A 24,279-nucleotide genomic window follows, 5' to 3' on the forward strand; every position below is an offset into this window, starting at 1 on the left:
CTGCGCGCGAGCCGGGGAGGGGCCACCCCAGGGAAGACCATCAGACCCGGTTCTCAGGGCACCACTGCGTGCCCGGCCGGACGCACACTGCAGCCTCACCGCGCACCGCGCCCCCGAAGCTGCTGTCGAGGGAGAAGGAACCTTCGTGACCGAATCCACGGAACAGTCCACGCCGACCACCGGCGGAGGCCTTGCCTCGCTGAAGCTCGCGCAGCTGCAGGCCCTGGCCTCGCAGCTCGGGATCACGGGCGGCTCGCGCATGCGCAAGTCGGACCTCGTGACCGCGATCTCCGACCATCAGCGCGGCGGCTCCGTCGCCGACCGCGATGCCGCGGCCCGCGCGGAGAAGCCGGTCGAGAAGCCCGCTGACACGCCGGCCGCCGCTCCCGCCGCCTCCGGCGACGCCGAGCAGGCCCCCGCCGAGCGTCCGGCCCGCCGCCGCTCCCGCCGCGCGGAGTCCTCGGGCTCCGTCGAGACGGCCCCCGTCGCCGAGCGCGCCGAGCAGGATGCCGTGGAGACCGCCCGTGGCGGCGACTCCCGCGGCGAGGACACCCGTGCCGACGACACCCGCGGCGATGACTCCCGCCAGGAGCGTCGGGGCCGTGGCCGCCGTCGCGCCGGGGACGAGGACGCCCGCGGCCGCTCCGAGGACGCCGACGCCGCCTCCGGCGAGGACCGCGCCGCCGAGCGCGGCGAGCAGGACTCCTCGGCCTCCGGCGAGGACGACCGCGGCGGGCGTGAGGGCACCCGCGAGGACTCCGGCCGCGGACGTGGCCGAGGCCGGGATCGTGACCGTGGCGGGGACCGCGAGCGCAACGACCGCGATCGTGACCGTGGCGGGGACCGCGAGCGCAACGACCGCGATCGTGACCGTGGCGGGGACCGCGATCGTGACCGCAGCAACGACCGGGATCGCAACGACCGTGGCGACGACGGCGGCCGCGACCGCTCCGAGGGCGGCTCCGGCCGTTCCCGCCGCGAGGACCGCAACGACGAGGGCGGGCGCCGCAATCGTCGCAATCGCAACGAGCGCGGCCGTGTCCGCCGGGGCCGCAACAACCCCGAGGTGGACGAGGTCGAGCTGGCCGAGGACGACGTCCTGCAGCCCGTGGCCGGCATCCTCGACGTGCTGGACAACTACGCGTTCGTGCGCACCTCGGGCTACCTGCCCGGCAACAACGACGTCTACGTCTCGCTGGCCATGGTCAAGCGCTACGGCCTGCGCAAGGGCGATGCCGTCGTAGGTGCGATCCGTGCCCCCCGCGAGGGCGAGAAGCCCTCGCAGAGCGTGAGCGGCAACCGCCAGAAGTTCCATGCGCTGGCCAAGATCACCACGGTGAACGGCGTGCCCGCCACGGAGAACCCGGACCGCGTGGAGTTCGCCAAGCTCGTGCCGCTCTACCCGCAGGAGCGCCTGCGCCTGGAGACGGACCACAAGCTCGTGGGCCCGCGCGTGATCGACCTGGTCAGCCCCATCGGCAAGGGCCAGCGCGGCCTCATCGTCTCCCCGCCCAAGGCGGGCAAGACCATGGTGCTGCAGTCGATCGCCAACGCGATCACCACGAACAACCCCGAGGTGCACCTCATGATGGTGCTCGTCGACGAGCGTCCCGAGGAGGTCACCGACATGCAGCGCTCGGTGGCCGGCGAGGTCATCGCCTCCACCTTCGACCGCCCGGCCGACGACCACACCACCGTGGCCGAGCTCGCCATCGAGCGCGCGAAGCGCCTCGTGGAGATGGGCCGCGACGTCGTCGTGCTCCTGGACTCCATGACCCGCCTGGGCCGCGCATACAACCTGGCGGCACCGGCCTCGGGCCGCATCCTCTCCGGCGGCGTGGACTCCTCCGCGCTGTACCCGCCGAAGAAGTTCTTCGGCGCCGCCCGCAACATCGAGAACGGCGGCTCGCTGACCATCCTGGCCACCGCGCTCGTCGAGACCGGCTCGCGCATGGACGAGGTGATCTTCGAGGAGTTCAAGGGCACCGGCAACATGGAGCTGCGCCTGTCCCGCCAGCTCGCCGAGCGCCGCATCTTCCCGGCCGTGGACGTCAACGCGTCCGGCACGCGCCGCGAGGAGGCCCTGCTCTCCGCCGAGGAGATCAAGATCATGTGGAAGCTGCGTCGTGTGCTCTCGGGCCTCGAGCAGCAGCAGGCCCTCGAGCTGCTGACCAACAAGATCAAGGACACCGCGTCCAATGCGGAGTTCCTCATGATGGTCTCCAAGAACACGCCCGGCGCCAAGGGCGACGACTGATCCCGGCGTGACCGCCTCGGCCCCGTCCCGCGACCTGACCGGCGCGGGGCGGGGCCGTCGTGGTGGGGCGCCGCGCCGGCCCCGAGGGACGACGGCGCCCCATCCTTCCGACGACGAGAGGCCTGACCGACGTGTTCGACTCCGTTCAGACGCTGCTGGACGAACACCGCGAGCTGACCCGCCGGCTCTCGGATCCCGCCGTGCACGCGGACGCGGCGCTCGCCCGACGCCTGGGCCGGCGCTTCGCCGAGCTCGGCGCGGTCGCCGCCGCGCACGAGGTGTGGACGGTCGCGGCGGCGGACCTCGCCGACGCGCGGGAGCTCGCGGGGGAGGGCGGCGACGACGCCGCGGCGTTCGCCGAGGAGCTCCCCGGCCTCGAGGCCGCCGAGGCGGAGGCCGCCGAGCGGCTGCGCCGACTGCTCATCCCGCGCGACCCGGACGACGCCCGCGACGTGATCCTGGAGATCAAGGGCGGCGAGGGCGGCGAGGAGGCGGCCCTCTTCGCCGGCGACCTGCTGCGCATGTACCTGCGCTACGCGGAGTCCCGCGGCTGGAAGGCCGAGGTCCTCTCCGCCACCCACTCGGACCTCGGCGGCTACAAGGACGTCCACGTGGCGATCCGCGGCAGTGCCACGGACCCGGCCGAGGGCGTCTACGCCCGGCTGAAGTTCGAGGGCGGCGTGCACCGGGTCCAGCGCGTGCCCGTCACCGAGTCGCAGGGGCGCATCCACACCTCCGCCGCCGGCGTCCTCGTGCTGCCCGAGGTGGACGCCCCGGATGAGGTCCAGATCGACCCGAACGACGTCAAGACGGACGTGTTCCGCTCCTCGGGCCCCGGTGGTCAGTCCGTGAACACCACGGACTCGGCGGTCCGGCTCACCCACGTGCCCACGGGCATCGTCGTCTCGATGCAGAACGAGAAGTCGCAGATCCAGAACCGCGAGGCGGCGCTGCGCGTGCTGCGCTCCCGGCTCCTCGAACGGCAGCGCGCGGAGCAGCAGGCCGAGGACTCCGCCGCGCGCGCCGCCCAGGTGCGCACGATGGACCGCTCAGAGCGGATCCGCACCTACAACTTCCCGGAGAACCGGATCGCCGACCACCGCACGGGGTACAAGGCGCACAACCTCGACGCCGTCCTCGACGGCCAGCTCGAGGCCGTCGTCGCCTCCTGCATCGCCCTCGACGAGGAGCGCCGTCTCGCCGCCCTGGGGGAGGGGGCGTGAGCACCGCGCCGCGCGACACGGGGGCGCTCCCCGAGTGGTCCGAGCTGCTGCGGGTCGCCGTCGCCCGTCTGGCCGAGGCCGGCGTCGAGGCCCCACGCGCCGACGCCGAGGCCCTCCTGGCCCCGGTGATGGAGGCCGACCGCGGCGTGGCCCTCGCCCGCGTCTTCGCCGGCGCGCGCCCGAGCGAGGACCAGGCCCGGCGCTTCGAGCTCGCCGTGGCCCGGCGCGTGCGGCGCGACCCGCTCCAGCACATCACCGGCGTGGCGCACTTCCACGGGGTGGACCTCGCGGTGGGTCCCGGCGTCTTCGTGCCGCGGCCGGAGACGGAGCTCCTCGCCGCCGAGGGCGTCCGCGCGCTCAGGGCCCTCGACCGCCCGGCCCGCGCGGTGGACCTGTGCACGGGCTCGGGCGCCCTCGCCGCCGCGCTCGCCGCGTGGGCCCGCGCGCACGGGCGGGACGTGGCGGTCACCGCCGTCGAGCTGGACGACGCCGCCCACGCGTGGGCGCGGCGCAACCTCGAGCCGTGGGGCGTGGACCTGCGCCACGAGGACGCGCTGCTGGCGGGGGAGGACCTGGCCGGCGTCGTGGACGTGGTCCTGTCCAACCCTCCCTACGTCCCGGAGGCGGAGCTCGCCGTGCAGCCCGAGGCGCTGGCGGACCCGCCCCGCGCGCTGTACGGGGGAGACGACCGTGGGCTGCGCCTCCCGCTGGGGATCGCCGGACGCGCGGCCGTCCTGCTGCGCCCGGGCGGCGTCTTCGCGATGGAGCACCACGAGACCCAGGGGGCCGCGCTGACGGCGGCCCTCCTCGACTCCGGGGCGTTCTCCGACGTGCGGGTCCACCAGGACCTGACCGGCCGTGACCGCTGGATCGGCGCCGTGCGCACGGACCGTCCCGCGGCGGGCGGGGCGAGCCGGGGCCCGTCCCGCGGGACAGTAGTGGAAGAATGGGCGCCGTGAGTGAGTTCTTCGACGTCTCCGACCCCGCCGCGCTGGAACAGGGCATCGCCCGGGCCCGCGAGGTCCTCGCCGACCGCGCGTGTGTGGTCCTGCCCACGGACACCGTGTACGGGATCGGCGCGGACGCCTTCTCCCCCCTGGCCGTGGCCGTGCTGCTCGCCGCCAAGGGCCGGGGGCGCACCATGCCGCCGCCCGTGCTCATCGCGGACGCCAAGGTGATGGCGGGGCTGGCCTACGACGTCCCCGCGGAGGCCGAGGAGCTCGCCGATCGCTTCTGGCCCGGCGCCCTCACCCTGATCCTGAAGTCCCAGCCCACCCTGACGTGGGACCTGGGGGAGACACGCGGCACCGTGGCACTGCGCGTGCCGGACGACGCCGTCACCCGCGAGCTGCTCTACGCCGTGGGGCCCATGGCGGTCTCGAGCGCCAACCGCACCGGCCTGCCCGCGGCCACCACGGCGGTGGCCGCGCAGGAGATGCTCGGGGAGTCCGTCGCGCTGTACCTGGATGCGGGGGACCGCGCCGAGCAGGCGCCGTCCACGATCGTGGACTGCACCGTGACCCCGTTCCGCGTGGCCCGGCAGGGCGCCGTCCCGCTCGAGGAGCTGCGCGAGATCGTGCCGGACCTGCTGGCGGAGGGCGAGGAGCCGCCCGTCCCGGAGGCCATGCTGACGCCGCAGGGCACCGGCGGCGCCGACGGCCCTGCGACGACCGCCGCCGAGGTCGAATCGGCCGAGCCCGCGCCGACCGCCGCCGAGCCCGGGGCGTCCGACACCCGCGAGGCCTGAGCCCCGCCCATGCGCGCCTACCTCCTCGTGGTGGTGGTCACCGCCGTCGCGTGCGCAGCACTGACGCCGCTCGTGCGCCGCGTGGGCACCGCGGCGCACGTGTACACGCCCGCCCGCCAGCGGGACATGCACCGTGCCCCCGTGCCCAAGCTGGGCGGCGTGGCGATGGCGGCCGCGGTGCTGATCGGCCTCGCGACGGCCGGCACCGTCCCCTTCTTCCACGGCATCTTCACCGACGATGCCGCCGTGCGCGGACTGCTCGTCGCGGTGGGGATCGTGATCCTCGTGGGCATGGCCGACGACCTGTGGGACCTGCGCTGGTGGATCAAGCTGCTCGGCCAGTGCGCCGCGGCCCTCGCCGTGGCGTTCGGAGGGATCCGGATCGAGGCCATGCCGGTGGGATGGATCCCCGTGGGCAGTCCGACGGTCCAGGTCGGGCTCACGGTGTTCGCCATCGTGCTCACCATGAACGCCATCAACTTCGTGGACGGGCTGGACGGGCTGGCCGCCGGGATGGCCCTCATCGGCGGGTCGGCGTTCTTCGTCTACTCCTACCTGCTCACGCGCACGATCGACCAGTTCGACTACTCGAACCTCGCCACGCTGCTGATGGCCCTGTTGATCGGCACGTGCATCGGCTTCCTGCCGTCCAACCACCATCCGGCCCGCATCTTCATGGGCGAGGTGGGCGTGCTGCTGCTCGGCCTGCTCATGGCCTCGGCCGCCGTCGCCGTGACCGCGGACCTCGACTCCCTGGCCGGGCTCCGCTTCCGCAACGTGCCGGCCTACATGCCCATCCTCCTGCCGCTCGCCGTGCTGGCCCTGCCGCTGGCCGACCTCGTGCTCGCCGTGCTGCGCCGCACGGCCCGCGGCACGAGCCCCTTCTCCGCGGACCGCGGCCACCTGCACCACAAGCTGGTGGACGGGGGGTACACGCACGCGCAGGCGGTCTGGCTGCTGTGGCTGTGGGCCTTCCTCGTGGCCTGGGGCGTGGTGTCCCTCAACTTCGTGGACGACGCGATCGTCCTCCCCGTGCTCGCCCTCGCGCTCGCCGCAGCCGGGTGGCTCACGCTGCGGCCCCTCGCGCGCCGTCGTCGTGACGCCCGCCCCGACCAGGAGGTCCGATGACCGCCCGCACCGCCCGACCACGCCGCCGCTGGGAGAACCGCGCGGGGTGGTGGGGGATCCTCTGGTGGAGCGTGTGCGGCGCCGGCGCCGCCCTCGCGCTGACCGCGCTCGCGTTCCTGACCCTCTCCGGGCCCGGCGGCGTGCCCTCTGTCCTCACCGGCGGGGGGATCGTGCTGGCGCTCTCCGCGGTCACCGGCGCGACGACGGCGCTCGCGTGGGACCACGCCCGCGAGGCCGTGCTCCCGGTGAGCATCGGGATGTTCGTGGTGAAGATCGCCGTGTTCGGCATCCTGGTCGGGATGGCGCCGCGGCCGGGGTGGCTCGAGGCGACGCCGGCCGCCGTCGCCGCCCTCGTGGTGATCGTGGCGTGGCAGGCCGCCGAGGTGCTCGTCTTCGCCCGCACGCGCCGCTCCATCTACGCGGACTGAGCCGCGGCGCCTCCGGCCGTCCGCCCGCCGCGGAGGGCGCGATCGACGGTGCATGACGCCTGGCCAGCGGGCCGCGTGTGCGGTACGGAACAAGGGCCGCCGTTTGGTATCGTTGCCAGCGAACACTTCGACGGCATGTTCGTGCCGCCTCTCGCCTCCGGCACCGCCTCTCAGCCCCGCATCGACGCGGGTCTCGAGCGCGGCACGGGGCGATGCCGCCGTCCAGTCGACGCATCACTTCGGAGAGGAACCGCGTGCTACCCCTCGTGCTGGCCACCAAGGAATTCGTGCCCCCGTCCATCAGTGACGGCCACCTCCCGGAGATCTTCCCGTGGATGGGTCACTACGGCACGGGCTTCGGCAAGCAGATGCTGCTCGTCCTCCTGAGCGTCGTCCTCATCACGAGCTTCTTCGCGTGGGCGATGCGCCGCCCGAAGCTGGTGCCGGGCAAGGCCCAGTGGCTCGCCGAGTCGGGCTACTCCTTCGTGCGCAACTCCATCGCCAAGGACATCCTGGGGGAGAAGCACTTCAAGCAGTGGGTGCCCCTGCTGTTCGCCCTCTTCTTCTTCGTGCTGGTGAACAACCTGTTCGGCGCCATCCCGCTGCTGCAGCTGCCCTCCTTCTCCCACGCCGGCGCCGCCTACGGCCTCGCGCTCATCGTCTATGTGATCTGGATCGGCGTCGGCCTGCGCCACCACGGCCCGCGCTACCTCAAGCTCGCCGTGGTCCCCAGCGGCGTGCCGGGCTGGATCCTCCCGCTGCTCGTGCCGCTCGAGTTCATCTCCAACTTCCTCGTGCGTCCGCTGACCCACTCCCTGCGTCTGATGGCGACGATGCTCGCCGGCCACATGATCGTCATGCTCGCCGGCGCGGGCGCCGCCTTCCTGATCACGCAGACGCACAACCTCGCGCTGCAGGGGACCGGCATCCTCGTGATCCTCGGCTCCGTGGCCCTCTACTTCCTGGAGCTGCTCATCATGTACCTCCAGGCGTTCGTGTTCACGCTCCTCACCGCCATCTACGTGCAGGGCGCGATCGACGCGAACGACCACTGACCAGCCGGGCGGCGACCTCATCCGAGATCGTCGCCACGGTCCGGCGGTTCGCCGCCACCCGACCACTCGGAGCGCCCCACGGGCGCCGCCCGGGCGGACTTACCTCCACAACCCTGCCGGCTCCCCGGCACCGTGAAAGGAACACCATGGAAATCTCGGGCTCCCTCAACCTCATCGGCTACGGCCTGGCCGCCATCGGCTCCGCCATCGGCGTGGGCCTCATCTTCTCCGCCTACATCAACGGCGTCGCCCGTCAGCCCGAGGCCCAGCGCATCCTGCAGCCGATCGCGCTGCTCGGCTTCGCCCTCGCCGAGGCCCTCGCCATCCTGGGCCTGGTCTTCGCGTTCGTCCTCTGATCCCCTGCACCGCACGGGGCGGGACGCCGTGTCCACGTCGTCCGCACCTCACGCCCTGTAGGACACACGACCGAAGGATGGTTGAAACATGATCAGCAATGGACTGATCCTCGCGGCGGCCGAGGGGGCCAACCCCCTGATCCCCAATCCGTGGGAGATCCTCGTCGTCGCGGTGGGCTTCGCCCTGCTCATGTTCATCGTCATCAAGTTCATCGTCCCGACCCTCGAGAAGTCCTACACGGACCGCGTCGAGGCGATCGAGGGCGGTCTCGCCAAGGCCGAGAAGGCCCAGGCTGAGGCGAACGCGATGATGGCGGACTACGAGTCCCAGCTGGCGGACGCCCGCACCGAGGCGAACCGCATCCGCGAGGAGGCTCGCACCGAGGCCACCCAGATCGTGGCCGAGGCCCGCGAGCGTGCCGTCGCCGAGGCGAACCGCGTCTCCGAGCAGGCCCAGGCCCACATCGCCGCGGAGCGCGCCCAGGCCGCGACGCAGCTCAAGGGCGAGGTCGGCACGCTGGCCACGACGCTCGCGAGCAAGATCGTGGGCGAGTCCCTGAACGACGATGCGCGCGCGCAGCGCGTGGTCGACCGCTTCCTGGCTGATCTCGATCGGCACCAGAGCGCGGGTGTGGCCGAATGATGACGGGTGCATCGAGGGACTCCCTGACCGCCTCTCTGCAGGCTGTCGGTCCGGTGCTGGACGAGGGCGGCGTCGCCCTGGCACGCGAGCTGTTCAGCGCGCTGGACGTCGTGGACGAGCAGGGGGCGCTGCGGCGTGCCCTGACCGACCCCGCCTGGAGCACCGAGCGCCGTCACGGCCTCGTGGACTCCCTGTTCGGCACCCGGGCGACCCCCGGTGCTCTGCAGGTCCTCAAGGACCTGGCCGGCCGCCGCTGGTCGGCGGAACGTGACTTCGGCGATGCGCTGGAGACGGTGGCCGCGCATGCCGCGGCCGCCGAGTCCGCGCGTGGCGGCCATGACGGCCTGTCCGCCCTCTCGGGCGAGCTGCTGGCCTTCAACCGCCTCACCGAGGAGTCGCACGAGGTGCAGCGCGCACTGACCGACCGGCAGGCCCCCGTCGAGGCGCGGGCCGCGCTGGCCCGTCGCCTGCTGGGCAGCACCGCCAGCCCGGCCGGGCAGCTGCTCGTCGAGCGCGCCGTCACGGTTCCCCGTGGCGTCAAGCCCTCCGTGGCCGTCCGCGCGCACGCGGACGTCGTCGCCGAGCGTCAGCGCCAGTGGATCGCCGAGGTGACGGTCGCCCGTCCCCTGGGGCAGGTCCAGCAGGAGCGGCTCGCAGACGGGCTGCGCCGGACCTTCGGCCGCGACCTCGTCGTAGACGTCACGGTCGACCCCGCCGTGGTGGGGGGCATCCGGGTCCAGGTGGGCGACGACGTGATCGACGCCTCCGTGGCCAGCCGTCTCAACGACCTCCAGCGCCGGATGGCCGGCTGACCCCTCGGTCGGCCCCGGACGCACCGCAGAACACACCACCGCATCATCGTCACGTCGATGATCACCAAGCACAGAGAGCAGGGACTGCAGATGGCCGAATTGACCATCAATGCCGACGACGTCCGCAATGCCTTGAACGATTTCGCGGCATCCTACGAACCGTCCGGCACCGAGCGCACCGAGGTCGGCCGCGTCATCTCCGCGGCGGACGGCATCGCGCGTGTGGAGGGCCTCCCCTCCGTCATGGCGAACGAGCTGCTGCGCTTCGAGAACGGGATCCTGGGCCTGGCCCAGAATCTGGACAGCCGCGAGATCGGCGTCGTCGTCCTCGGAGAGTTCCAGCACATCCGCGAGGGCATGGAGGTCCAGCGCACCGGGGAGATCCTCTCCGTGCCGGTGGGCGACGCCTTCCTCGGTCGCGTGGTGGATCCGCTGGGCGAGCCCATGGACGACCTGGGCCCGATCGAGTCCGAGGGCCGCCGTGCCCTCGAGCTGCAGGCCCCCACGGTGACCCAGCGCAAGTCGGTGCACGAGCCGCTCCAGACCGGCATCAAGGCGATCGACGCCATGATCCCGATCGGCCGCGGCCAGCGTCAGCTGCTCATCGGCGACCGCCAGACCGGCAAGACCGCCATCGCCGTGGACGCCATCCTGAACCAGCGCGCCAACTGGGCCACCGGAGATCCTCAGAAGCAGGTCCGCTGCGTCTACGTGGCCGTCGGCCAGAAGGCGTCGACCATCGCCGGCGTCCGCGCCACCCTCGAGGAGGCCGGCGCCCTGGAGTACACCACCATCGTGGCCTCCCCGGCGTCCGACCCGGCCGGCTTCAAGTACCTCGCCCCCTACGCCGGCTCGGCCATCGGCCAGCACTGGATGTACGGCGGCAAGCACGTGCTGATCATCTTCGACGACCTCTCCAAGCAGGCCGAGGCCTACCGCGCCGTGTCCCTGCTCCTGCGTCGTCCGCCGGGACGCGAGGCCTACCCCGGCGACGTGTTCTACCTCCACTCCCGCCTGCTCGAGCGCTGCGCCAAGCTCTCGGACGAGCTGGGTGCGGGCTCCATGACCGGCCTGCCGATCATCGAGACCAAGGCGAACGACGTCTCGGCGTACATCCCGACCAACGTCATCTCCATCACCGACGGCCAGATCTTCCTGCAGTCGGATCTCTTCAACGCCAACCAGCGTCCCGCCGTGGATGTGGGCATCTCGGTGTCCCGCGTCGGCGGCGCCGCGCAGGTCAAGGCCATGAAGAAGGTCTCCGGCACGCTGAAGCTGGACCTGGCGCAGTACCGCGACCAGCAGGCGTTCTCCATGTTCGCCTCGGACCTGGATCCGGCCACGCGCCGCCAGCTCGCCCGCGGCGAGCGCCTCATGGAGCTCCTGAAGCAGCCCCAGTACTCGCCGTACCCGGTCGAGGAGCAGGTCGTGTCCATCTGGGCCGGCTCCAAGGGCCACCTGGACGAGGTGCCGGTGGAGGACGTGCTCCGCTTCGAGCGGGAGTTCCTCGATCACCTGCGCCGCCGCGACACCGTGCTCGGCGACATCGCCGCCACGGGCAAGCTCGAAGACGCGACCCTCTCCTCCCTCGAGGCGGAGATCGCGGACTTCAAGAAGGGCTTCCAGGTCTCGGGCCACGGCGTCGCCGACAACGAGAAGCACGCCGCGATCGGCCAGGACCAGGTCGCGCAGGAGCAGATCACCAAGCAGAAGCGCTGACCGAAGGTCGGTGAGGTCAGCGGTCCGGCGTCGGGCCCCCCACGGGGACGACGCCGGGCCGCCCTCCCGCCAGGGAAAGGATCACCATGGGAGCCCAGATCCGGGTCTACCGTCAGAAGATCGCATCGACCTCGTCGATGAAGAAGATCTTCAAGGCGATGGAGCTGATCGCCACGTCCCGCATCACCAAGGCCCGTGAGCGCGTCAACGCGTCGCTGCCGTATGCGAACGCGATCACCCGCGCCGTCTCGGCCGTGTCGAGCCAGCACGACATCGACCACGTCCTCACCACCGAGTCCCCGAACCCCACGCGGGCGGCCGTGCTGATCCTCTCGTCGGACCGCGGCCTCGCCGGCGCATACTCCGCGAACGTGCTGCGCAAGGCCGAGCAGCTGCTCACGCGTCTGCACGGGGAGGGCCGCGAGGTCGACATCTACGTCGTCGGCCGCAAGGCGCAGACGTACATGGACTTCCGCGGGCGCGAGTACAAGCGCCTGTGGACGGGCCAGACCGACGCCCCCGTCGCCGAGCGCGCCACCGAGATCGGTGAGACGCTCGTCGAGGCCTTCCTCACGGACACCGCGGCGGGCGGCGTGGACGAGATCCACGTGGTCTTCACCGAGTTCGTCTCCCTCGTGAAGCAGAACCCGCACGTCGTGCGGCTCCTGCCGCTCGAGGTCGTGGAGGAGGACGTCGCGACCGCGGAGGAGGTCCTGCCGCTCTACGAGTTCGAGCCGGACGCCGAGGAGGTCCTCGACGCCCTGCTGCCGAAGTACATCGAGTCGCGCATCTTCAACGCCATGCTCCAGTCGGCGGCCTCTGAGCTCGCCAACCGTCAGCGGGCCATGAAGTCGGCGGGCGACAACGCCTCGAGCCTCATCAAGGAGTACACGCTCCTGATGAACAACGCCCGACAGGCCGAGATCACCCAGGAGCTCACCGAGCTCATCGCGGGCGCGGACGCGCTCAACAACTCCTGAGCCTTCCCTCGGCTCGACTGACCCGCCATCCACACACGATAGAAGTGAGAGAGATGACTGCCACCATCACCGACCACGGCACCGGCACCCCGGCCCGTGGCGCCACCGGGCGCGTCGCCCGGGTCATCGGCCCCGTGATCGACGCCGAGTTCCCCGGCAACGCCATGCCCGAGATCTACAACGCCCTGACCACCGAGATCGAGCTCAACGGCCAGAAGCGCACCGTGACCTTCGAGGTCGCCCAGCACCTGGGCGACAACATGGTCCGCGCCGTCTCCCTGCAGTCCACCGACGGCCTCGTCCGCGGCGCCGACGTGCTGGACTCGGGCGCCCCCATCTCCGTCCCCGTGGGCGATGCGGTCAAGGGCCACATCTTCAACGTGCTCGGCGAGACCCTGGACATGCCGACCTCGGAGCTCGGCGACGTCGAGCGCTGGCCGATCCACCGCCCGGCCCCCAACTTCGCCTCCCTCGAGGGCTCCACCGAGATGATGGAGACGGGCATCAAGGTCATCGACCTGCTGACCCCCTACATCAAGGGCGGCAAGATCGGCCTGTTCGGCGGCGCCGGCGTGGGCAAGACCGTGCTCATCCAGGAGATGATCACCCGTGTGGCCCGCAACTTCGGCGGCACCTCCGTGTTCGCCGGCGTCGGCGAGCGCACCCGCGAGGGCAACGACCTCTGGGTCGAGATGGACGAGGCCGACGTGCTCAAGGACACCGCCCTGGTGTTCGGCCAGATGGACGAGCCGCCGGGCACGCGCCTGCGCGTGGCCCTCTCGGCCCTGACCATGGCGGAGTACTTCCGCGATGTGCAGAACCAGGACGTGCTGCTCTTCATCGACAACATCTTCCGCTTCTCGCAGGCCGGCTCCGAGGTCTCCACGCTGCTGGGCCGCATGCCCTCGGCCGTGGGCTACCAGCCGAACCTCGCGGACGAGATGGGTGTGCTCCAGGAGCGCATCACCTCGACGCGCGGCCACTCCATCACCTCGATGCAGGCCGTGTACGTCCCCGCGGACGACTACACCGACCCTGCCCCGGCGAACGTGTTCGCGCACCTCGACGCGACCACCAACCTGACCCGTGACCTCGCGTCCCGTGGCCTGTACCCCGCCGTGGACCCGCTGGCCTCGACCTCGCGCCTGCTGGATCCGCAGTACGTGGGCCAGGACCACTACGACACCGCCATCCGCGTGAAGCAGATCCTCCAGAAGAACAAGGAGCTGCAGGACATCATCGCCATCCTCGGCGTGGACGAGCTCGGCGAGGAGGACAAGATCACCGTGGCGCGCGCCCGCAAGATCGAGCAGTTCCTCTCGCAGAACACCTACACCGCCAAGCAGTTCACGGGTGTCGAGGGCTCGACCGTGCCGGTCAAGGACACCGTCGAGGGCTTCAAGGCGATCGCCGACGGCGAGCTCGACCACGTCGCCGAGCAGGCCTTCTACAACGTGGGCGGCCTGGACGACGTCGAGCGCGAGTGGGCCAAGATCCAGGCCGAGGGCTGATCCGTCATGGCTGAGCTCGAGGTGGAGATCGTCTCCGAGGAGAGGTCCATCTGGAATGGCGCGGCGTCGGCCGTCTCGGCGCGCACCTACCAGGGTGAGATCGGCATCCTGCCGGGCCACACCCCGCTGCTCGCCGTGCTCGGCGACGGCGAGGTCGTGGTGCGCACCGCCGACGGCGGGACCGTGACCGCGCAGGCCAACGGCGGGTTCTTCTCCGTCGACCACGACCGCGTGGTGATCGCCGCGACGTCCGCCCGCCTGGGCGACGCCGCAGCCGTCTGAGCCGCGCGGTCCAGGCACGACCATGAGGGGCCCGGTGCTCATCGTCCTGGTCGGCGTGCTGGCAGTCCTCGGACTGCTGGCCGTCGCCGGACTGGTGCGGCACCGGGCCCTTCTGCGTGCGCCGGGGTCGTTCCCGGGGATCGCGGTCACCGGTCGGGGACGGCCCCGGCGGGTGATCGGCCGCTACGACGAGCGCGTCCTGGTGTTCAACGGGTTCATGCCCGCCGGCCCGCTCGCGTGGCGGGGGGAGCGCTGGGCGCTCCAGATGGACCGGGTGCCGGATGCGGCGCCCGAGGGTCAGACGGTCCTCGACGTCCACGGGGGCAGCGAGCCGGTCCGCCTGACGGTGGACGAGGCCGACGCCGGCGCCCTCCGCGCGTGGTGCGAGGCCGGGCCGTCCCAGGCCGCGCAGCTGTGGTGGCGCAGCGACGGGTCCACCCCCCGCACGCGCCGCTGACCCCGGTCGGCCCGCTGAACGGAGAGGGCCTCATCCTGCCGGCGTGACCCGTTCCGGCGTCCGCACGAGCACGGTCCGCGTCCCCGCGGGGCCCCACACCACGACGCCGGCCCGCGCCGGGTCGTCCCCGTCGCAGGCCTCCGCGCCGAGGCTCTCGCGGGGCACGTGGGTCGCCGCCCGCAGGACGGCGTCGGGGTCGAGACCGCGGCGCAGCAGCGCCGCGACGGAGTCCGCGAGGGACCGGCGGCCGCCCGCGAGCGGGGCCTCCTCCGCTCCGGTCGACGCCGGCGTGCGCCCCAGCCGGGGCGCGTCGTGGCCCGCGTGGATCGTGCGCGGGCCGAGGCGGTGCCGCGTTCCCGGCGCGGCGCCGGTCGCGGCGACCGCATCGGAGACGAGGCACACGGCCGGGGCCAGGGCCGGATCGCCCAGCAGCAGGTCCACGAGGTGGCGGGAGACGTGGACGTCGTCGGCGATGAGCTCGAGGCGGAGCCGCCCCCGGCGGGCGGCGTCCAGGAGCAGCGGCAGCGGTCCCGGCTCGCGGTGGTGGAAGCCGCGCATCGCGTTGAACAGGTGGGTGACCACGGGGCGCGGAGCCCGTCCGCCGGACCGCTCCGTCCTCCGGCGCAACGCCTCCCACCGGTCGAGCGCCGCCCTCGCCGCGGGCAGGTCCGCGTCGGTGTGGCCGAGGCACGGCACGGTCCCGGCCGCAGCCAGCTCCCGCTCCAGCGCGGCCGACCCGGCGAGCTCCGGGGCCAGCGTCATGGTGCGCACGAGGCCGCGCGGCCGGCCACGCAGCGCCGCACGGACCGCGTGGCCGGCGGCCGAGGCGGGCGTGCACAGCGCGGCCGGGTCGTGGGCGCCGGCGCGGGCGGGGGAGAGGAACGGGCCCTCGAGGTGCACGCCGGCCAGCGAGCCCTCCTCCCACAGCGGCCGCAGCCGGTCGAGGGCGGAGGCCAGGTCCGCGGCGGGCAGCGCCGGCAGCGAGCCGATCACGGTCCCCACCCCGGCGCGGCGCCCGCGCTCGAGCCAGGCGGCCACGTCTCCGACGGGAGAGGTCGCCAGGTCCACCCCGGCGCCCCCGTGGACGTGATGGTCCAGGAGCGGTCCGGTCACGCGCACGGCGTCCCGGCTCACGCCCGCCTCCGCCGCGGCGGCCAGCACCTCGCGCGGCGCCGCCTCGGCGGGGCCGGCCCACACGAGGCGCGCGCCGTCGTCGCCTGGTCCTGCCTCCGGAGCCTCCGCCCACGTCACCAGCCATTCCACCGGGTCCGCTCCGGGGTCCGCGGCCACCCACGGCGCGCAGGCGGAGCGCAGCGGGCCCGTCGGGGGCGCCGGATCAGAAGAGGCGGGACTCGGCATCGTCCACGCCGCGCATCGCGTCATAGTCGAGGGTGACGCAGCGGATGCCGCGGTCCTCGGCGAGGGTGCGGGCCTGCGGCTTGATCTGCTGCGCTGCGAACACGCCGCGCACGGGCGCGAGGAGGGGGTCGCGGTTCATCAGCTCGAGGTAGCGGGTGAGCTGCTCCACGCCGTCGATGTCCCCGCGGCGCTTGAGCTCCACGGCCACGGTGCCGTCCGGGCCCTTGGCCAGGATGTCCACGGGGCCGATGGCCGTCATGTACTCGCGGCGCACGAGCGTGTGCCCGTCGCCGAGCAGCTCGATCTGCTCCGCGAGCAGGCGCTGCAGATCCGCCTCCACGCCGTCCTTCACGAGCCCCGGGTCCACGCCGAGCTCGTGGGAGACGTCCGAGAGGATCTCCTCGAGCAGCACCAGCAGCCGGTCGTCCGACTTCTTCGCCTGGACGCGCCACACGGCGACGACGCCCTGGGCCGCCTGCTCCTCGCTCGGCTCCTCGACGTGGAGGGTGGCCGGCGGGCTCATCCAGTTGAGGGGCTTGTAGGAGCCGCCGTCGGAGTGGACCAGCACCGAACCGTCCGCCTTCACCATGAGGAGGCGGGTGGCGGAGGGCAGGTGGGCGTTGAGGCGGCCCTCGTAGGTCACGGAGCAGCGGGCAATGACGAGGCGCACCGGTCCAGTCTAGGGGCGGGCCCGTCCCTCGGCGCCGCGGCGGACGGCGCTGTGCCAGCATGGACGCATGCCCCGCTCCCACCGCCCGCGCCGCTCGTCCGCTCCGCGCCGGGGCGAGCGGGCGGGGTCGGGGGACGCCTCACGACGCTCCCGCCCCGGTCCCGGCCGGGTCGATCCCCTCGAGGAGCGCCTCGGCCTGGACCCGGGCTACGCGCACGAGAGCGGCAGCGACGGCGGCTGGCACGTGCGCCAGATCCCCGCGTGGCGCGCGGTGAAGGACTACTCCTGCCCCGGCTGCGGACGCGTGATCCGCCAGGGCCAGGCCCACCTCGTGGCGTGGCGCTCCGACTGGATCATGGGAGACGCGGACGCCGGAGAGGACCGGCGCCACTGGCACCCCGTGTGCTGGCGCACGAGGGCCAGCCGCTGAGGATCGTCCCGGTCACCGGGTCTCCTGCCGCGGGATGAACACCTCGCGGACGATCAGCAGCAGGGCGGCCGCCGTCGGGATGGCCATGAGCGCCCCGAGCACGCCGAGCAGGGTGCCGCCCGCGATCACGGCGATCACCGCGACGGCGGCGGGCACGTCCACCGCGCGGGACATGACGCGAGGGGAGACGACGTAGGCCTCGACCTGCAGGTAGACGAAGTAGATCGCCGCGAACAGCGCGGCGGACTGCCACGAGTCCAGGAGCGAGATGAGGGTGATGACCGTCCCGCCGATCATCGCCCCCACGAGCGGGATGAACGCCATGATGGCGGCGAAGAACGCGAGCAGGGCCGCGAACGGGGTGCCGGCGATGCTCATGGCGATGAAGGCGACCGTGGCGTTCAGCGCGGCCACGAGGGTCTGGCCCATGACGTAGAGGCCCACGGAGGAGGTGATCTCCTCCGAGAGCTCACGGACACGCGCGCGGCGCGAGCGGGGCGCCAGGCGGTAGGCCCAGTGCTTGATGTGCGGCAGGGAGGAGAGGAAGTACAGGGTCAGGACCACCACGACCACCGTGACGAACAGGGAGTTCAGCACGGTTTGGCCGAGGCCCACGATCCCGCCGAAGAGGGCGGCCACCGAGGCTCCGTCGCCGTTGAGCTGGTCCGTGTGCTGGCGCACCGCGTCCTGGACGTGGAACTGGGCGTCGAGGGCGAGGAACCACTCCGAGCGCATCACCTCCTCCACCGTCGCGGGGATCTCCTCCGCGAGCTGGGTGGACTGCTCCACCGCGGTGGGGATCAGCAGGGAGATGAAGGCGGCCGCGACGGCGGCGAGGCCCAGGGCGGCCACGAGGACTCCGGCCCAGCGGGGGGCTCCCCATCGCTCGAAGCGGCGCACGATGGGGTCCAGGCCGAGGGCGATGAACAGGGCGGCCATGATCATCACGAGCAGCTGCTGGTTGGTGGCCAGGAACCCCAGGACGGCGAGGGCGAGCAGGACGCCCGTCGTGAGCAGGAAACCGGTGCTCACCGGCGATCGGAACGAGACCGTGGGGGTCGCCTCGGTGGGCTCCGGGACCGGCTCGTCCTGTGCGGCGTCGTCGCCGGGCGCGGGCGCCGGGCCGGAGCGGCGCCAGGCGAGGGGGCGCAGCCGCAGGCGGCCGCGGACCGGGGAGCCCTCCGGCGGAGCGCTGACCGGGCTGGAGCCGGCCGGGGTGGACGGGTGCGCGGAGGCACGGGCCGGGCTCGTGGACGCGCCGTCGGTGGGCAAGGCGGCGTCCGGCGCGGCCTGGGGCGCCTGGTCCTCGGGATGATGCACGGGATCAGGGTACGGCAGGGGCCGCGGCGGAGGCGGCCGCGGGCGTCCCGGCCGGTCGAGCGTCTACCGTGGATCCCAGACCGTCTCGAAAGGACCGTGCACCGTGACCTCCCAGCCCTCCTCCGCCGCCCCGTCCCACCTGCGCGGGGCTGTCGACCTGTCCTCTCTGCGCTCGCCCCGGCCCGCCGCGGGCACCGGCACGGCGGGACCGAGCCCGGACGCGATGCCCGAGGGCTCGTGGGTGATCCCGCAGGCGGACCAGCAGATGTTCCAGCAGCTCGTGCAGCTCTCCGCGCAGGTCCCCGTCCTCCTGCACCTCCACGTCCCGGGGGACCAGACGAGCGAGGCCCTGTACACCCAGTTCGCCGACGCCGTGGACGCCCAGGCGGGCCGCCTCGTCATGGCGCGCTTGGACGTCGTGGCCGACCCCGGGCTGCTGCAGGCCATCGGCCTGCCCGCGGGCCCGGCCGTCCTCGCGGTGGTGGCCGGACAGCCCGTGCCGCTCGTGAACCAGGCAGTGCCGGAGGAGACCCTCGCCCAGCTCCTGGGCGAGATCCTCGAGGTCGCTCGCCAGAACGGCGTGTCCGGCACCGTGCCTCCGGTCGCGGACGCGCGTCCCGGCGCGGGCGGCGAGCCGGCACCGGCGGCGCCCCCCGTGCCGCCGCTGCACCGGGCAGCCCACGAGGCGCTCGCCGCCGACGACATGCCCGCCGCCGTCGCCGCGTGGGAACGGGCGCTTGCCGAGAACCCGGCGGATGCCGTCGCCCTGCAGGGCCGCTCCGCCGCCCAGCTGCTCCTGCGCACGCAGGACGCGGACGCCGCCGCGGTGCGCGCGGGGGCGGCCGAGCGTCCCGACGACGCGGCCGCGCAGATCGCGGTGGCGGACCTCGACGTGCTCGGCGGCCACGTCGAGGACGCGTTCGCCCGCCTGGTCCGCTTCATCGCCGGCCATCACGGCGAGGCGCGCGAGGACGTGCGCTCCCACCTCGTCGACCTCTACACCGTGGTGGGCGTGGACGACCCGCGCGTGCAGGCCTCGCGCCGCCGCCTCGCCGCCGCCCTGTACTGAGCGTCACGGCGCGGCGACGCCCCGCGGGCGTGTCCTGAGCGCCCCGCGGCTCCGCCAGGTGGGGGAGGAGGGGCCGGCGAGATCATCCCCAGGGCGGAGGCGAAGCCTGTCAGCGCGCTGTTAGCGTCGGCGGCATGATCGCCGCCCCCGAGCCTCCGCTCCGCCGCGCCCACGACAGCCCTGACCCGGACCTCGCCCTCGTCACCCGGGCGCTGGCCAAGCGATTCGGGGACAGGACGGCCCTCGCGGGCCTGGACCTGGAGGTTCCGGCGGGCTCGTTCTTCGGCGTCGTGGGCCCGAACGGTGCGGGCAAGACCACGGCGCTGTCCATGGCCACGGGCCTGCTCCGCCCGGACCACGGCCAGGCCTGGATCCACGGCGTGGACGTGTGGGCGCAGCCCCTCGAGGCCAAGCGCCGCGTGGGCGTGCTCGCCGACGGCGTCCGCACGTTCGACCGCCTCACCGGCGCGCAGCTGGTCACCTACGCGGGCCTGCTCCACGGCCTCGACGCCGAGACCGTGGCCCAGCGCACCGCCGACCTGCTGCGCGTCATGGACCTGCAGGACGCCGGCCGCAAGCTCGTCGTGGACTACTCCGCGGGCATGACCAAGAAGGTCAACCTGGCCGCCGCGATGGTCCACGCCCCGGACGTCCTGGTGCTCGACGAGCCGTTCGAGGCCGTCGACCCCGTCTCCGCCGCGAACATCCGCGACATCCTGAACGACTACGTCGGCCGCGGCGGCACCGTGATCGTCTCCAGCCACGTGATGGACCTCGTGCAGCGCATGTGCACGCACGTCGCCGTCATCGCCGACGGCACCCTGCGCGCCACCGGCACGGTGGAGGAGGTCCGCGCCGGGCGCGACCTCGAGGAGCGCTTCGTGGACCTCGTCGGCGGGCGCCACACGGGGGAGGGCCTCGCATGGCTGTGAACGGCATGGCCGCCACCCTTGTCCGCCTGCGCTGGGCGCTCACCGTCAACCAGTGGCGCCGCTCCCTGTTCACGCTCGTGATGAGCATCATCGGGGCGCTGTACATCCTCGGGGCGGCGGTCTTCCTCGTCGTCGGGCTCACCGTGGGCCTGCCGGGCGAGGACGTCGCCTTCCGCGGGGTGCTCACCGTCCTGGCCACCTCGGTGGTCGTCCTGCTGTGGCTCGTGCTGCCGCCGCTCGTCACCGGCGTGGACGCCACTCTGGACCCCCGCAGCTTCCTCGTCTACCCGGTGCCCGTCGGCACGCTCGTCCGCGGTCTGCTCCTCAGCGCCTTCACGACGCCGGTCGGGATCGCCACGCTGATCGTCACCCTGGGCGTCGCGGCGTCCTGGCGGGACCAGCCGGCCGCGCTCGCCTTCGGCCTGGTCGGGGCCGTCATCAGCGCGGTCACCGCCGTCTCCCTGGGCTACGGCGTCACGGGGATGATCTCGGCCTATGCCGGCCGCCGCCGGGTGCGCGAGACGGTCTCCGTGCTGCTCATGATCCCGCTCATGCTCGGCGGCATCGCCTTCGCCCAGGCCGCCGAGTCCTTCGACACGCTCATGGCCGGCGCGCCGCCCGTGGCCGAGGCCGCCTCCTGGACGCCGTTCGGCGCCGGGGTGGCCGCCGCCTGGGCCGCCGCCGAGGGACGCTGGGGGCTGGCGGCCGTGCGGCTCGCCGTCGCCCTCCTCTGGTGCGCCCTGGCCCTCGCCCTGTGGCACCTGGCCGTCCGCCGCACGGTGCGACCCGTGGGCGTCGGGGGCGGGCCGGCGCGTGAGGCGAAGGCGGCCGCCGCCGACCCGCGTCCGCTGCGCTGGCTCGGGCGCCCCGCCACGGGCCCCCGCACCGCGATCGCGGCCCGCGCGCAGCACTACTGGTTCACGGACCCGCGCTACATGGCCGGCCTCATCACCATCCCGCTCATGGCCGTGCTCCTGTGGTTCACGGGCAGCATCGGCGAGGACGGCGCCGGACCGGCCGTGTTCCTGGCCATGGCGCCCATCACGGCGTGGGCGCTCGCCTACTCCCTCTCGGCGGACATCGCCTACGACCACACGGCGTTCCACCTGCACGTCGTCGCCGGCGTGAAGGGGATCGACGACCGGATCGGGCGGCTCATGGGCATGCTCGGCTGGGGCGTCCCGCTCGTCGTCGTGGTGGCCGTGGCCACGTGCGCCGCAGCGGGGGACTGGGGCGCGCTGCCCGCCGTGCTGGGCCTGTCCCTCGGTCTCCTCGGCTCCGTGTGCGGCCTCGCCGCGCTCGTCTCCGCGCGCTGGGTCTACCCGGTGCCGAAGCCCGGCGACAGCCCGTTCCAGCAGCCGCAGGGCGCGATGGTCCGCACCATGGTCGTGCAGTTCGGCGCGCTCCTGGCCTCGGCGGCCATGGCCCTGCCGATGCTCGTCCCCGCGATCGTGTTCTCCGTGACGCGGGAGCCCGTGTGGTCCTGGGTCGCGCTCGCGGTGGGCCTCGCGTGGGGCGCGCTGCTGCTCTGGCTGGGCGTTCGGCTCGGCGCCCGCTGGTACGACCGGGCGCAGGCCGAGACCTTCCAGGCCGTGAAGGCGTTCTGACCGACTGGCTAGGATGGGCCGCATGAGTGTGACCGGCGAACCCGACCTGAACGACCCCTTCGCGCCCGCCGGCGGCGGCACCTCCGTCCTGGAGCGCGAGGAGCAGCTCCAGGACATCGAGCCGGGCGACCACGAGCGATTCGCGCACTACGTGCGCAAGGAGAGGATCATGGAGTCCGCCCTGTCCGGCGCGCCCGTGATCGCGCTGTGCGGCAAGGTGTGGGTGCCGGGCCGCGACCCGGAGAAGTTCCCCGTGTGCCCCACGTGCAAGGAGATCTACGAGGGACTGCGCGATCCCCAGGACGGCGACGGCGACTCCGGCTCGGGCGGCGGCAAGCGCGGGTTCTTCGGCGGTCGCGGGCGTGGCTGAGGCCGCTCGTCGATGAGCGGCACCCTCTTCGGCGGGCCTGACCCTGCAGACTCCGACGCGTCCGGCGCCGTCCCGTCCGCCGGCGTCCAGCCCGATCTCTTCCACGTGGGCGAGGACCTGCCCCCGGCCCTGCCCGAGCGTGCAGCCTGGGGCACCGCCCCCAAGCTGCGCCAGTGGCAGCAGGAGGCCCTCGAGAAGTACCTCTCGGCCTCCCCGCAGGACTTCCTCGCCGTCGCCACCCCCGGTGCGGGCAAGACGACCTTCGCGCTCCGCGTGGCCAAGATCCTCATGGACGCCGGTGTGGTGCAGCGGCTGACCGTGGTCGCGCCCACGGACCACCTCAAGCGGCAGTGGGCGGACAACGCGGCGCGCGTGGGCCTGGCGATCGACCCGAACTTCAAGAACGCGGACGGACGGCACGGCGCCGAGTACCGCGGCGTGGCGCTGACCTACGCGCAGGTGGCCAACAAGCCGGTGCTGCACCGCAACCGCACCGAGGCCGCCAAGACGCTGGTGATCCTCGACGAGATCCACCACGGCGGCGACGCCCTGAGCTGGGGCGAGGGCATCAGGGAGGCGTTCGAGCCGGCCACGCGCCGCCTCGCGCTGACCGGCACCCCCTTCCGCTCGGACACCTCCACCATCCCGTTCGTGCAGTACGTGGACGGGCCCGACGGGCTCTCCCGCTCGAAGGCGGACTACACGTACGGCTACGGGCCCGCGCTGCGGGACAACGTGGTGCGGCCGGTCATCTTCATGGCCTACTCGGGGCAGATGCGGTGGAAGACCTCGACGGGCGAGGTCATGGAGGCCCAGCTCGGCGAGGCCGCCACGAAGGACATCACCGCATCGGCCTGGCGGACCGCGCTGGACCCCCAGGGCGAGTGGATCCCCTCCGTGCTCAAGGCCGCGGACCAGCGCCTCACCGAGGTGCGGCGCAACGTGCCCGACGCCGGCGGCCTGGTGATCGCCTCGGACCACGACGACGCCCGCGCCTACGCCGCCCAGCTCGAGGCGCTGACCGGCCAGAAGCCGGCCGTCATCCTCTCGGACGACAAGGGCGCCTCGGACCGCATCGACGAGTTCGCCGCCTCGGACGAGCGCTGGATGGTGGCCGTGCGCATGGTGTCCGAGGGCGTGGACGTGCCCCGACTCTGCGTGGGCGTCTACGCGACGTCCACGTCCACGCCGCTGTTCTTCGCGCAGGCCGTGGGCCGCTTCGTGCGATCGCGGCGCCGTGGGGAGACCGCATCCGTCTTCCTGCCCTCCGTGCCGCAGCTGATGCTCCTGGCCAACGAGATGGAGCTCGAGCGGGACCACGCTCTGGACCGCCGCGAGGGCGCCGTCGAGGTGGAGGACCTCGAGGACGCCCCCGAGGAGGACCTCATCGCGCAGGCCAACCGGGAGGAGAAGGGGTCGGACTCCCTGACGGGCGCCAAGTTCGAGGCGCTCGAGTCCCGGGCGAGCTTCGACAAGGTGCTCTTCGACGGCGGCGAATTCGGCCTCGGCGGCGCCGTGGGCTCGGCCGAGGAGCAGGACTTCCTCGGCATCCCCGGCCTGCTCGACGCCGACCAGGTCTCCGCCCTGCTCCGCCAGCGCCAGGCGGAGCAGGTCCAGCGCCGCCCGAAGGCCGCCGAGCCGAAGGAGCCGGCTGAGGTGGTGGACCACCGGCGCATGAAGGAGCTGCGCGCCGAGCTGTCCAAGCTGGTGTCGGCGTGGTCCGCGCGCTCGGGCACCCCGCACGGCGTGATCCACAACCGGCTCCGCGAGGTCAGCGGCGGCCCGGCGGTGGCCCAGGCGTCCCAGGACCAGCTGGAGAAGCGGATGTCCACGATCCGCGGGTGGTTCGTCGGGCGGAGGTGAGCCGCCGGAGGCGGCCCGGACAGGGCGGACCGCCGGACCGAGCCGTCCTCACCCAGGGCCG

General features: G+C 73.2%; 24 protein-coding genes. 21 read left to right on the top strand and 3 right to left on the bottom strand.

The features are described 5' to 3' along the window. Positions 1-145 precede the first annotated feature (145 nt). The 15 genes from rho to AB0302_RS00815 all read left to right on the top strand — a co-directional run bounded on the left by rho (position 146) and on the right by AB0302_RS00815 (position 14,598). Positions 146-2,257, top strand: coding sequence for a transcription termination factor Rho (rho, locus tag AB0302_RS00745; RefSeq protein ID WP_366370235.1), 2,112 nt, complete (start codon positions 146-148; stop codon positions 2,255-2,257). Between the two features lie 131 nt (positions 2,258-2,388). Further along, the gene (gene prfA / locus AB0302_RS00750; RefSeq protein ID WP_298712992.1) at positions 2,389-3,480 is read left to right on the top strand and encodes a peptide chain release factor 1; all 1,092 of its coding nucleotides are present in this window, start codon (positions 2,389-2,391) and stop codon (positions 3,478-3,480) included. Then, positions 3,477-4,439 (top strand): HemK/PrmC family methyltransferase, encoded by a 963-nt coding sequence (locus AB0302_RS00755; RefSeq protein ID WP_298984695.1) that lies wholly within the window; start codon positions 3,477-3,479, stop codon positions 4,437-4,439. The genes prfA and AB0302_RS00755 overlap by 4 nt, the downstream gene beginning before the upstream one ends. After that, positions 4,427-5,227, top strand: coding sequence for an L-threonylcarbamoyladenylate synthase (locus tag AB0302_RS00760; RefSeq protein ID WP_248115167.1), 801 nt, complete (start codon positions 4,427-4,429; stop codon positions 5,225-5,227). The genes AB0302_RS00755 and AB0302_RS00760 overlap by 13 nt, the downstream gene beginning before the upstream one ends. 9 nt (positions 5,228-5,236) lie before the next feature. Beyond that, the gene (locus tag AB0302_RS00765) at positions 5,237-6,355 is read left to right on the top strand and encodes an MraY family glycosyltransferase (protein ID WP_319075349.1); all 1,119 of its coding nucleotides are present in this window, start codon (positions 5,237-5,239) and stop codon (positions 6,353-6,355) included. Continuing rightward, positions 6,352-6,783, top strand: a complete 432-nt coding sequence (locus tag AB0302_RS00770) for a hypothetical protein (protein WP_319075347.1) — start codon at positions 6,352-6,354, stop codon at positions 6,781-6,783. Before AB0302_RS00765 ends, AB0302_RS00770 begins: the two co-directional genes overlap by 4 nt. Before the next feature lie 254 nt (positions 6,784-7,037). Next, on the top strand, positions 7,038-7,838 hold the full coding sequence (gene atpB / locus AB0302_RS00775) for a F0F1 ATP synthase subunit A (RefSeq protein WP_319075346.1): 801 nt from the start codon (positions 7,038-7,040) through the stop codon (positions 7,836-7,838). Between the two features lie 146 nt (positions 7,839-7,984). Continuing rightward, positions 7,985-8,194 carry an ATP synthase F0 subunit C gene (gene atpE / locus AB0302_RS00780; RefSeq protein WP_248115163.1) on the top strand — a complete coding sequence of 70 codons (210 nt, stop codon included), beginning with the start codon at positions 7,985-7,987 and terminating at the stop codon, positions 8,192-8,194. 88 nt (positions 8,195-8,282) lie between these two features. Then, on the top strand, positions 8,283-8,837 hold the full coding sequence (locus AB0302_RS00785) for a F0F1 ATP synthase subunit B (protein WP_248115162.1): 555 nt from the start codon (positions 8,283-8,285) through the stop codon (positions 8,835-8,837). Next, positions 8,837-9,649 (top strand): F0F1 ATP synthase subunit delta, encoded by an 813-nt coding sequence (locus tag AB0302_RS00790; protein ID WP_366370236.1) that lies wholly within the window; start codon positions 8,837-8,839, stop codon positions 9,647-9,649. The genes AB0302_RS00785 and AB0302_RS00790 overlap by 1 nt, the downstream gene beginning before the upstream one ends. A 90-nt stretch (positions 9,650-9,739) precedes the next feature. Further along, positions 9,740-11,368, top strand: a complete 1,629-nt coding sequence (gene atpA / locus AB0302_RS00795; protein WP_248115319.1) for a F0F1 ATP synthase subunit alpha — start codon at positions 9,740-9,742, stop codon at positions 11,366-11,368. 86 nt (positions 11,369-11,454) lie between these two features. Beyond that, entirely contained in the window at positions 11,455-12,348 is an 894-nt protein-coding gene (locus AB0302_RS00800) for a F0F1 ATP synthase subunit gamma (protein WP_298713007.1), read from the top strand. A 53-nt stretch (positions 12,349-12,401) separates the two neighbouring features. After that, positions 12,402-13,859, top strand: coding sequence for a F0F1 ATP synthase subunit beta (gene atpD / locus AB0302_RS00805; RefSeq protein ID WP_248115159.1), 1,458 nt, complete (start codon positions 12,402-12,404; stop codon positions 13,857-13,859). 6 nt (positions 13,860-13,865) lie between these two features. Next, on the top strand, positions 13,866-14,141 hold the full coding sequence (locus AB0302_RS00810) for a F0F1 ATP synthase subunit epsilon (RefSeq protein ID WP_366370237.1): 276 nt from the start codon (positions 13,866-13,868) through the stop codon (positions 14,139-14,141). 34 nt (positions 14,142-14,175) lie between these two features. Continuing rightward, positions 14,176-14,598, top strand: coding sequence for a DUF2550 domain-containing protein (locus AB0302_RS00815; protein WP_319075341.1), 423 nt, complete (start codon positions 14,176-14,178; stop codon positions 14,596-14,598). A 30-nt stretch (positions 14,599-14,628) separates the two neighbouring features. Here the strand turns inward: AB0302_RS00815 and AB0302_RS00820 are convergent, their stop codons facing one another. Together AB0302_RS00820 and nucS are read right to left on the bottom strand one after the other, a co-directional pair. After that, positions 14,629-15,849 (bottom strand): N-acetylglucosamine-6-phosphate deacetylase, encoded by a 1,221-nt coding sequence (locus tag AB0302_RS00820; RefSeq protein WP_319075338.1) that lies wholly within the window; start codon positions 15,847-15,849, stop codon positions 14,629-14,631. Between the two features lie 85 nt (positions 15,850-15,934). Further along, positions 15,935-16,627 carry an endonuclease NucS gene (nucS, locus tag AB0302_RS00825; protein ID WP_319075336.1) on the bottom strand — a complete coding sequence of 231 codons (693 nt, stop codon included), beginning with the start codon at positions 16,625-16,627 and terminating at the stop codon, positions 15,935-15,937. A 67-nt stretch (positions 16,628-16,694) separates the two neighbouring features. Between nucS and AB0302_RS00830 the strand changes: the two genes are divergently transcribed. Then, positions 16,695-17,057 (top strand): hypothetical protein, encoded by a 363-nt coding sequence (locus AB0302_RS00830; protein WP_366370238.1) that lies wholly within the window; start codon positions 16,695-16,697, stop codon positions 17,055-17,057. Between the two features lie 12 nt (positions 17,058-17,069). Here AB0302_RS00830 and AB0302_RS00835 read toward each other — a convergent pair whose 3' ends face one another. Then, positions 17,070-18,377 (bottom strand): AI-2E family transporter, encoded by a 1,308-nt coding sequence (locus AB0302_RS00835; protein ID WP_366370239.1) that lies wholly within the window; start codon positions 18,375-18,377, stop codon positions 17,070-17,072. Positions 18,378-18,480: 103 nt separating this feature from the next. Here AB0302_RS00835 and AB0302_RS00840 point away from each other — a divergent pair, with 103 nt between their 5' ends. From AB0302_RS00840 to AB0302_RS00860, 5 genes are all read left to right on the top strand, one after another. After that, positions 18,481-19,446 (top strand): co-chaperone YbbN, encoded by a 966-nt coding sequence (locus tag AB0302_RS00840; RefSeq protein WP_366370240.1) that lies wholly within the window; start codon positions 18,481-18,483, stop codon positions 19,444-19,446. A 134-nt stretch (positions 19,447-19,580) separates the two neighbouring features. Beyond that, the gene (locus AB0302_RS00845; protein ID WP_248115151.1) at positions 19,581-20,378 is read left to right on the top strand and encodes an ABC transporter ATP-binding protein; all 798 of its coding nucleotides are present in this window, start codon (positions 19,581-19,583) and stop codon (positions 20,376-20,378) included. Continuing rightward, complete coding sequence (locus tag AB0302_RS00850; RefSeq protein WP_366370241.1) at positions 20,369-21,985, top strand: Tat (twin-arginine translocation) pathway signal sequence; 1,617 nt, start codon at positions 20,369-20,371, stop codon at positions 21,983-21,985. Before AB0302_RS00845 ends, AB0302_RS00850 begins: the two co-directional genes overlap by 10 nt. Positions 21,986-22,007: 22 nt before the next feature. Continuing rightward, positions 22,008-22,355 carry a DUF3039 domain-containing protein gene (locus AB0302_RS00855; protein ID WP_248115149.1) on the top strand — a complete coding sequence of 116 codons (348 nt, stop codon included), beginning with the start codon at positions 22,008-22,010 and terminating at the stop codon, positions 22,353-22,355. 12 nt (positions 22,356-22,367) lie between these two features. Then, positions 22,368-24,218 carry a DEAD/DEAH box helicase gene (locus AB0302_RS00860; protein WP_366370242.1) on the top strand — a complete coding sequence of 617 codons (1,851 nt, stop codon included), beginning with the start codon at positions 22,368-22,370 and terminating at the stop codon, positions 24,216-24,218. Positions 24,219-24,279: the final 61 nt, after the last annotated feature.

It is taken from the genome of Micrococcus sp. NPDC078436 (genome assembly GCF_040702705.1).
Classification (GTDB): domain Bacteria; phylum Actinomycetota; class Actinomycetes; order Actinomycetales; family Micrococcaceae; genus Micrococcus.

Coding starts and splice junctions, on each gene's coding strand:
- AB0302_RS00760 (WP_248115167.1), top strand. CDS start 4,427: ATGGGCGCCGTGAGTGAGTTCTTCGACGTCTCCGACCCCGCCGCGCTG.
- AB0302_RS00765 (WP_319075349.1), top strand. CDS start 5,237: ATGCGCGCCTACCTCCTCGTGGTGGTGGTCACCGCCGTCGCGTGCGCA.
- AB0302_RS00770 (WP_319075347.1), top strand. CDS start 6,352: ATGACCGCCCGCACCGCCCGACCACGCCGCCGCTGGGAGAACCGCGCG.
- atpE (WP_248115163.1), top strand. CDS start 7,985: ATGGAAATCTCGGGCTCCCTCAACCTCATCGGCTACGGCCTGGCCGCC.
- AB0302_RS00785 (WP_248115162.1), top strand. CDS start 8,283: ATGATCAGCAATGGACTGATCCTCGCGGCGGCCGAGGGGGCCAACCCC.
- AB0302_RS00790 (WP_366370236.1), top strand. CDS start 8,837: ATGACGGGTGCATCGAGGGACTCCCTGACCGCCTCTCTGCAGGCTGTC.
- atpA (WP_248115319.1), top strand. CDS start 9,740: ATGGCCGAATTGACCATCAATGCCGACGACGTCCGCAATGCCTTGAAC.
- AB0302_RS00800 (WP_298713007.1), top strand. CDS start 11,455: ATGGGAGCCCAGATCCGGGTCTACCGTCAGAAGATCGCATCGACCTCG.
- atpD (WP_248115159.1), top strand. CDS start 12,402: ATGACTGCCACCATCACCGACCACGGCACCGGCACCCCGGCCCGTGGC.
- AB0302_RS00810 (WP_366370237.1), top strand. CDS start 13,866: ATGGCTGAGCTCGAGGTGGAGATCGTCTCCGAGGAGAGGTCCATCTGG.
- AB0302_RS00830 (WP_366370238.1), top strand. CDS start 16,695: ATGCCCCGCTCCCACCGCCCGCGCCGCTCGTCCGCTCCGCGCCGGGGC.
- AB0302_RS00845 (WP_248115151.1), top strand. CDS start 19,581: ATGATCGCCGCCCCCGAGCCTCCGCTCCGCCGCGCCCACGACAGCCCT.
- AB0302_RS00850 (WP_366370241.1), top strand. CDS start 20,369: ATGGCTGTGAACGGCATGGCCGCCACCCTTGTCCGCCTGCGCTGGGCG.
- AB0302_RS00855 (WP_248115149.1), top strand. CDS start 22,008: ATGAGTGTGACCGGCGAACCCGACCTGAACGACCCCTTCGCGCCCGCC.
- AB0302_RS00860 (WP_366370242.1), top strand. CDS start 22,368: ATGAGCGGCACCCTCTTCGGCGGGCCTGACCCTGCAGACTCCGACGCG.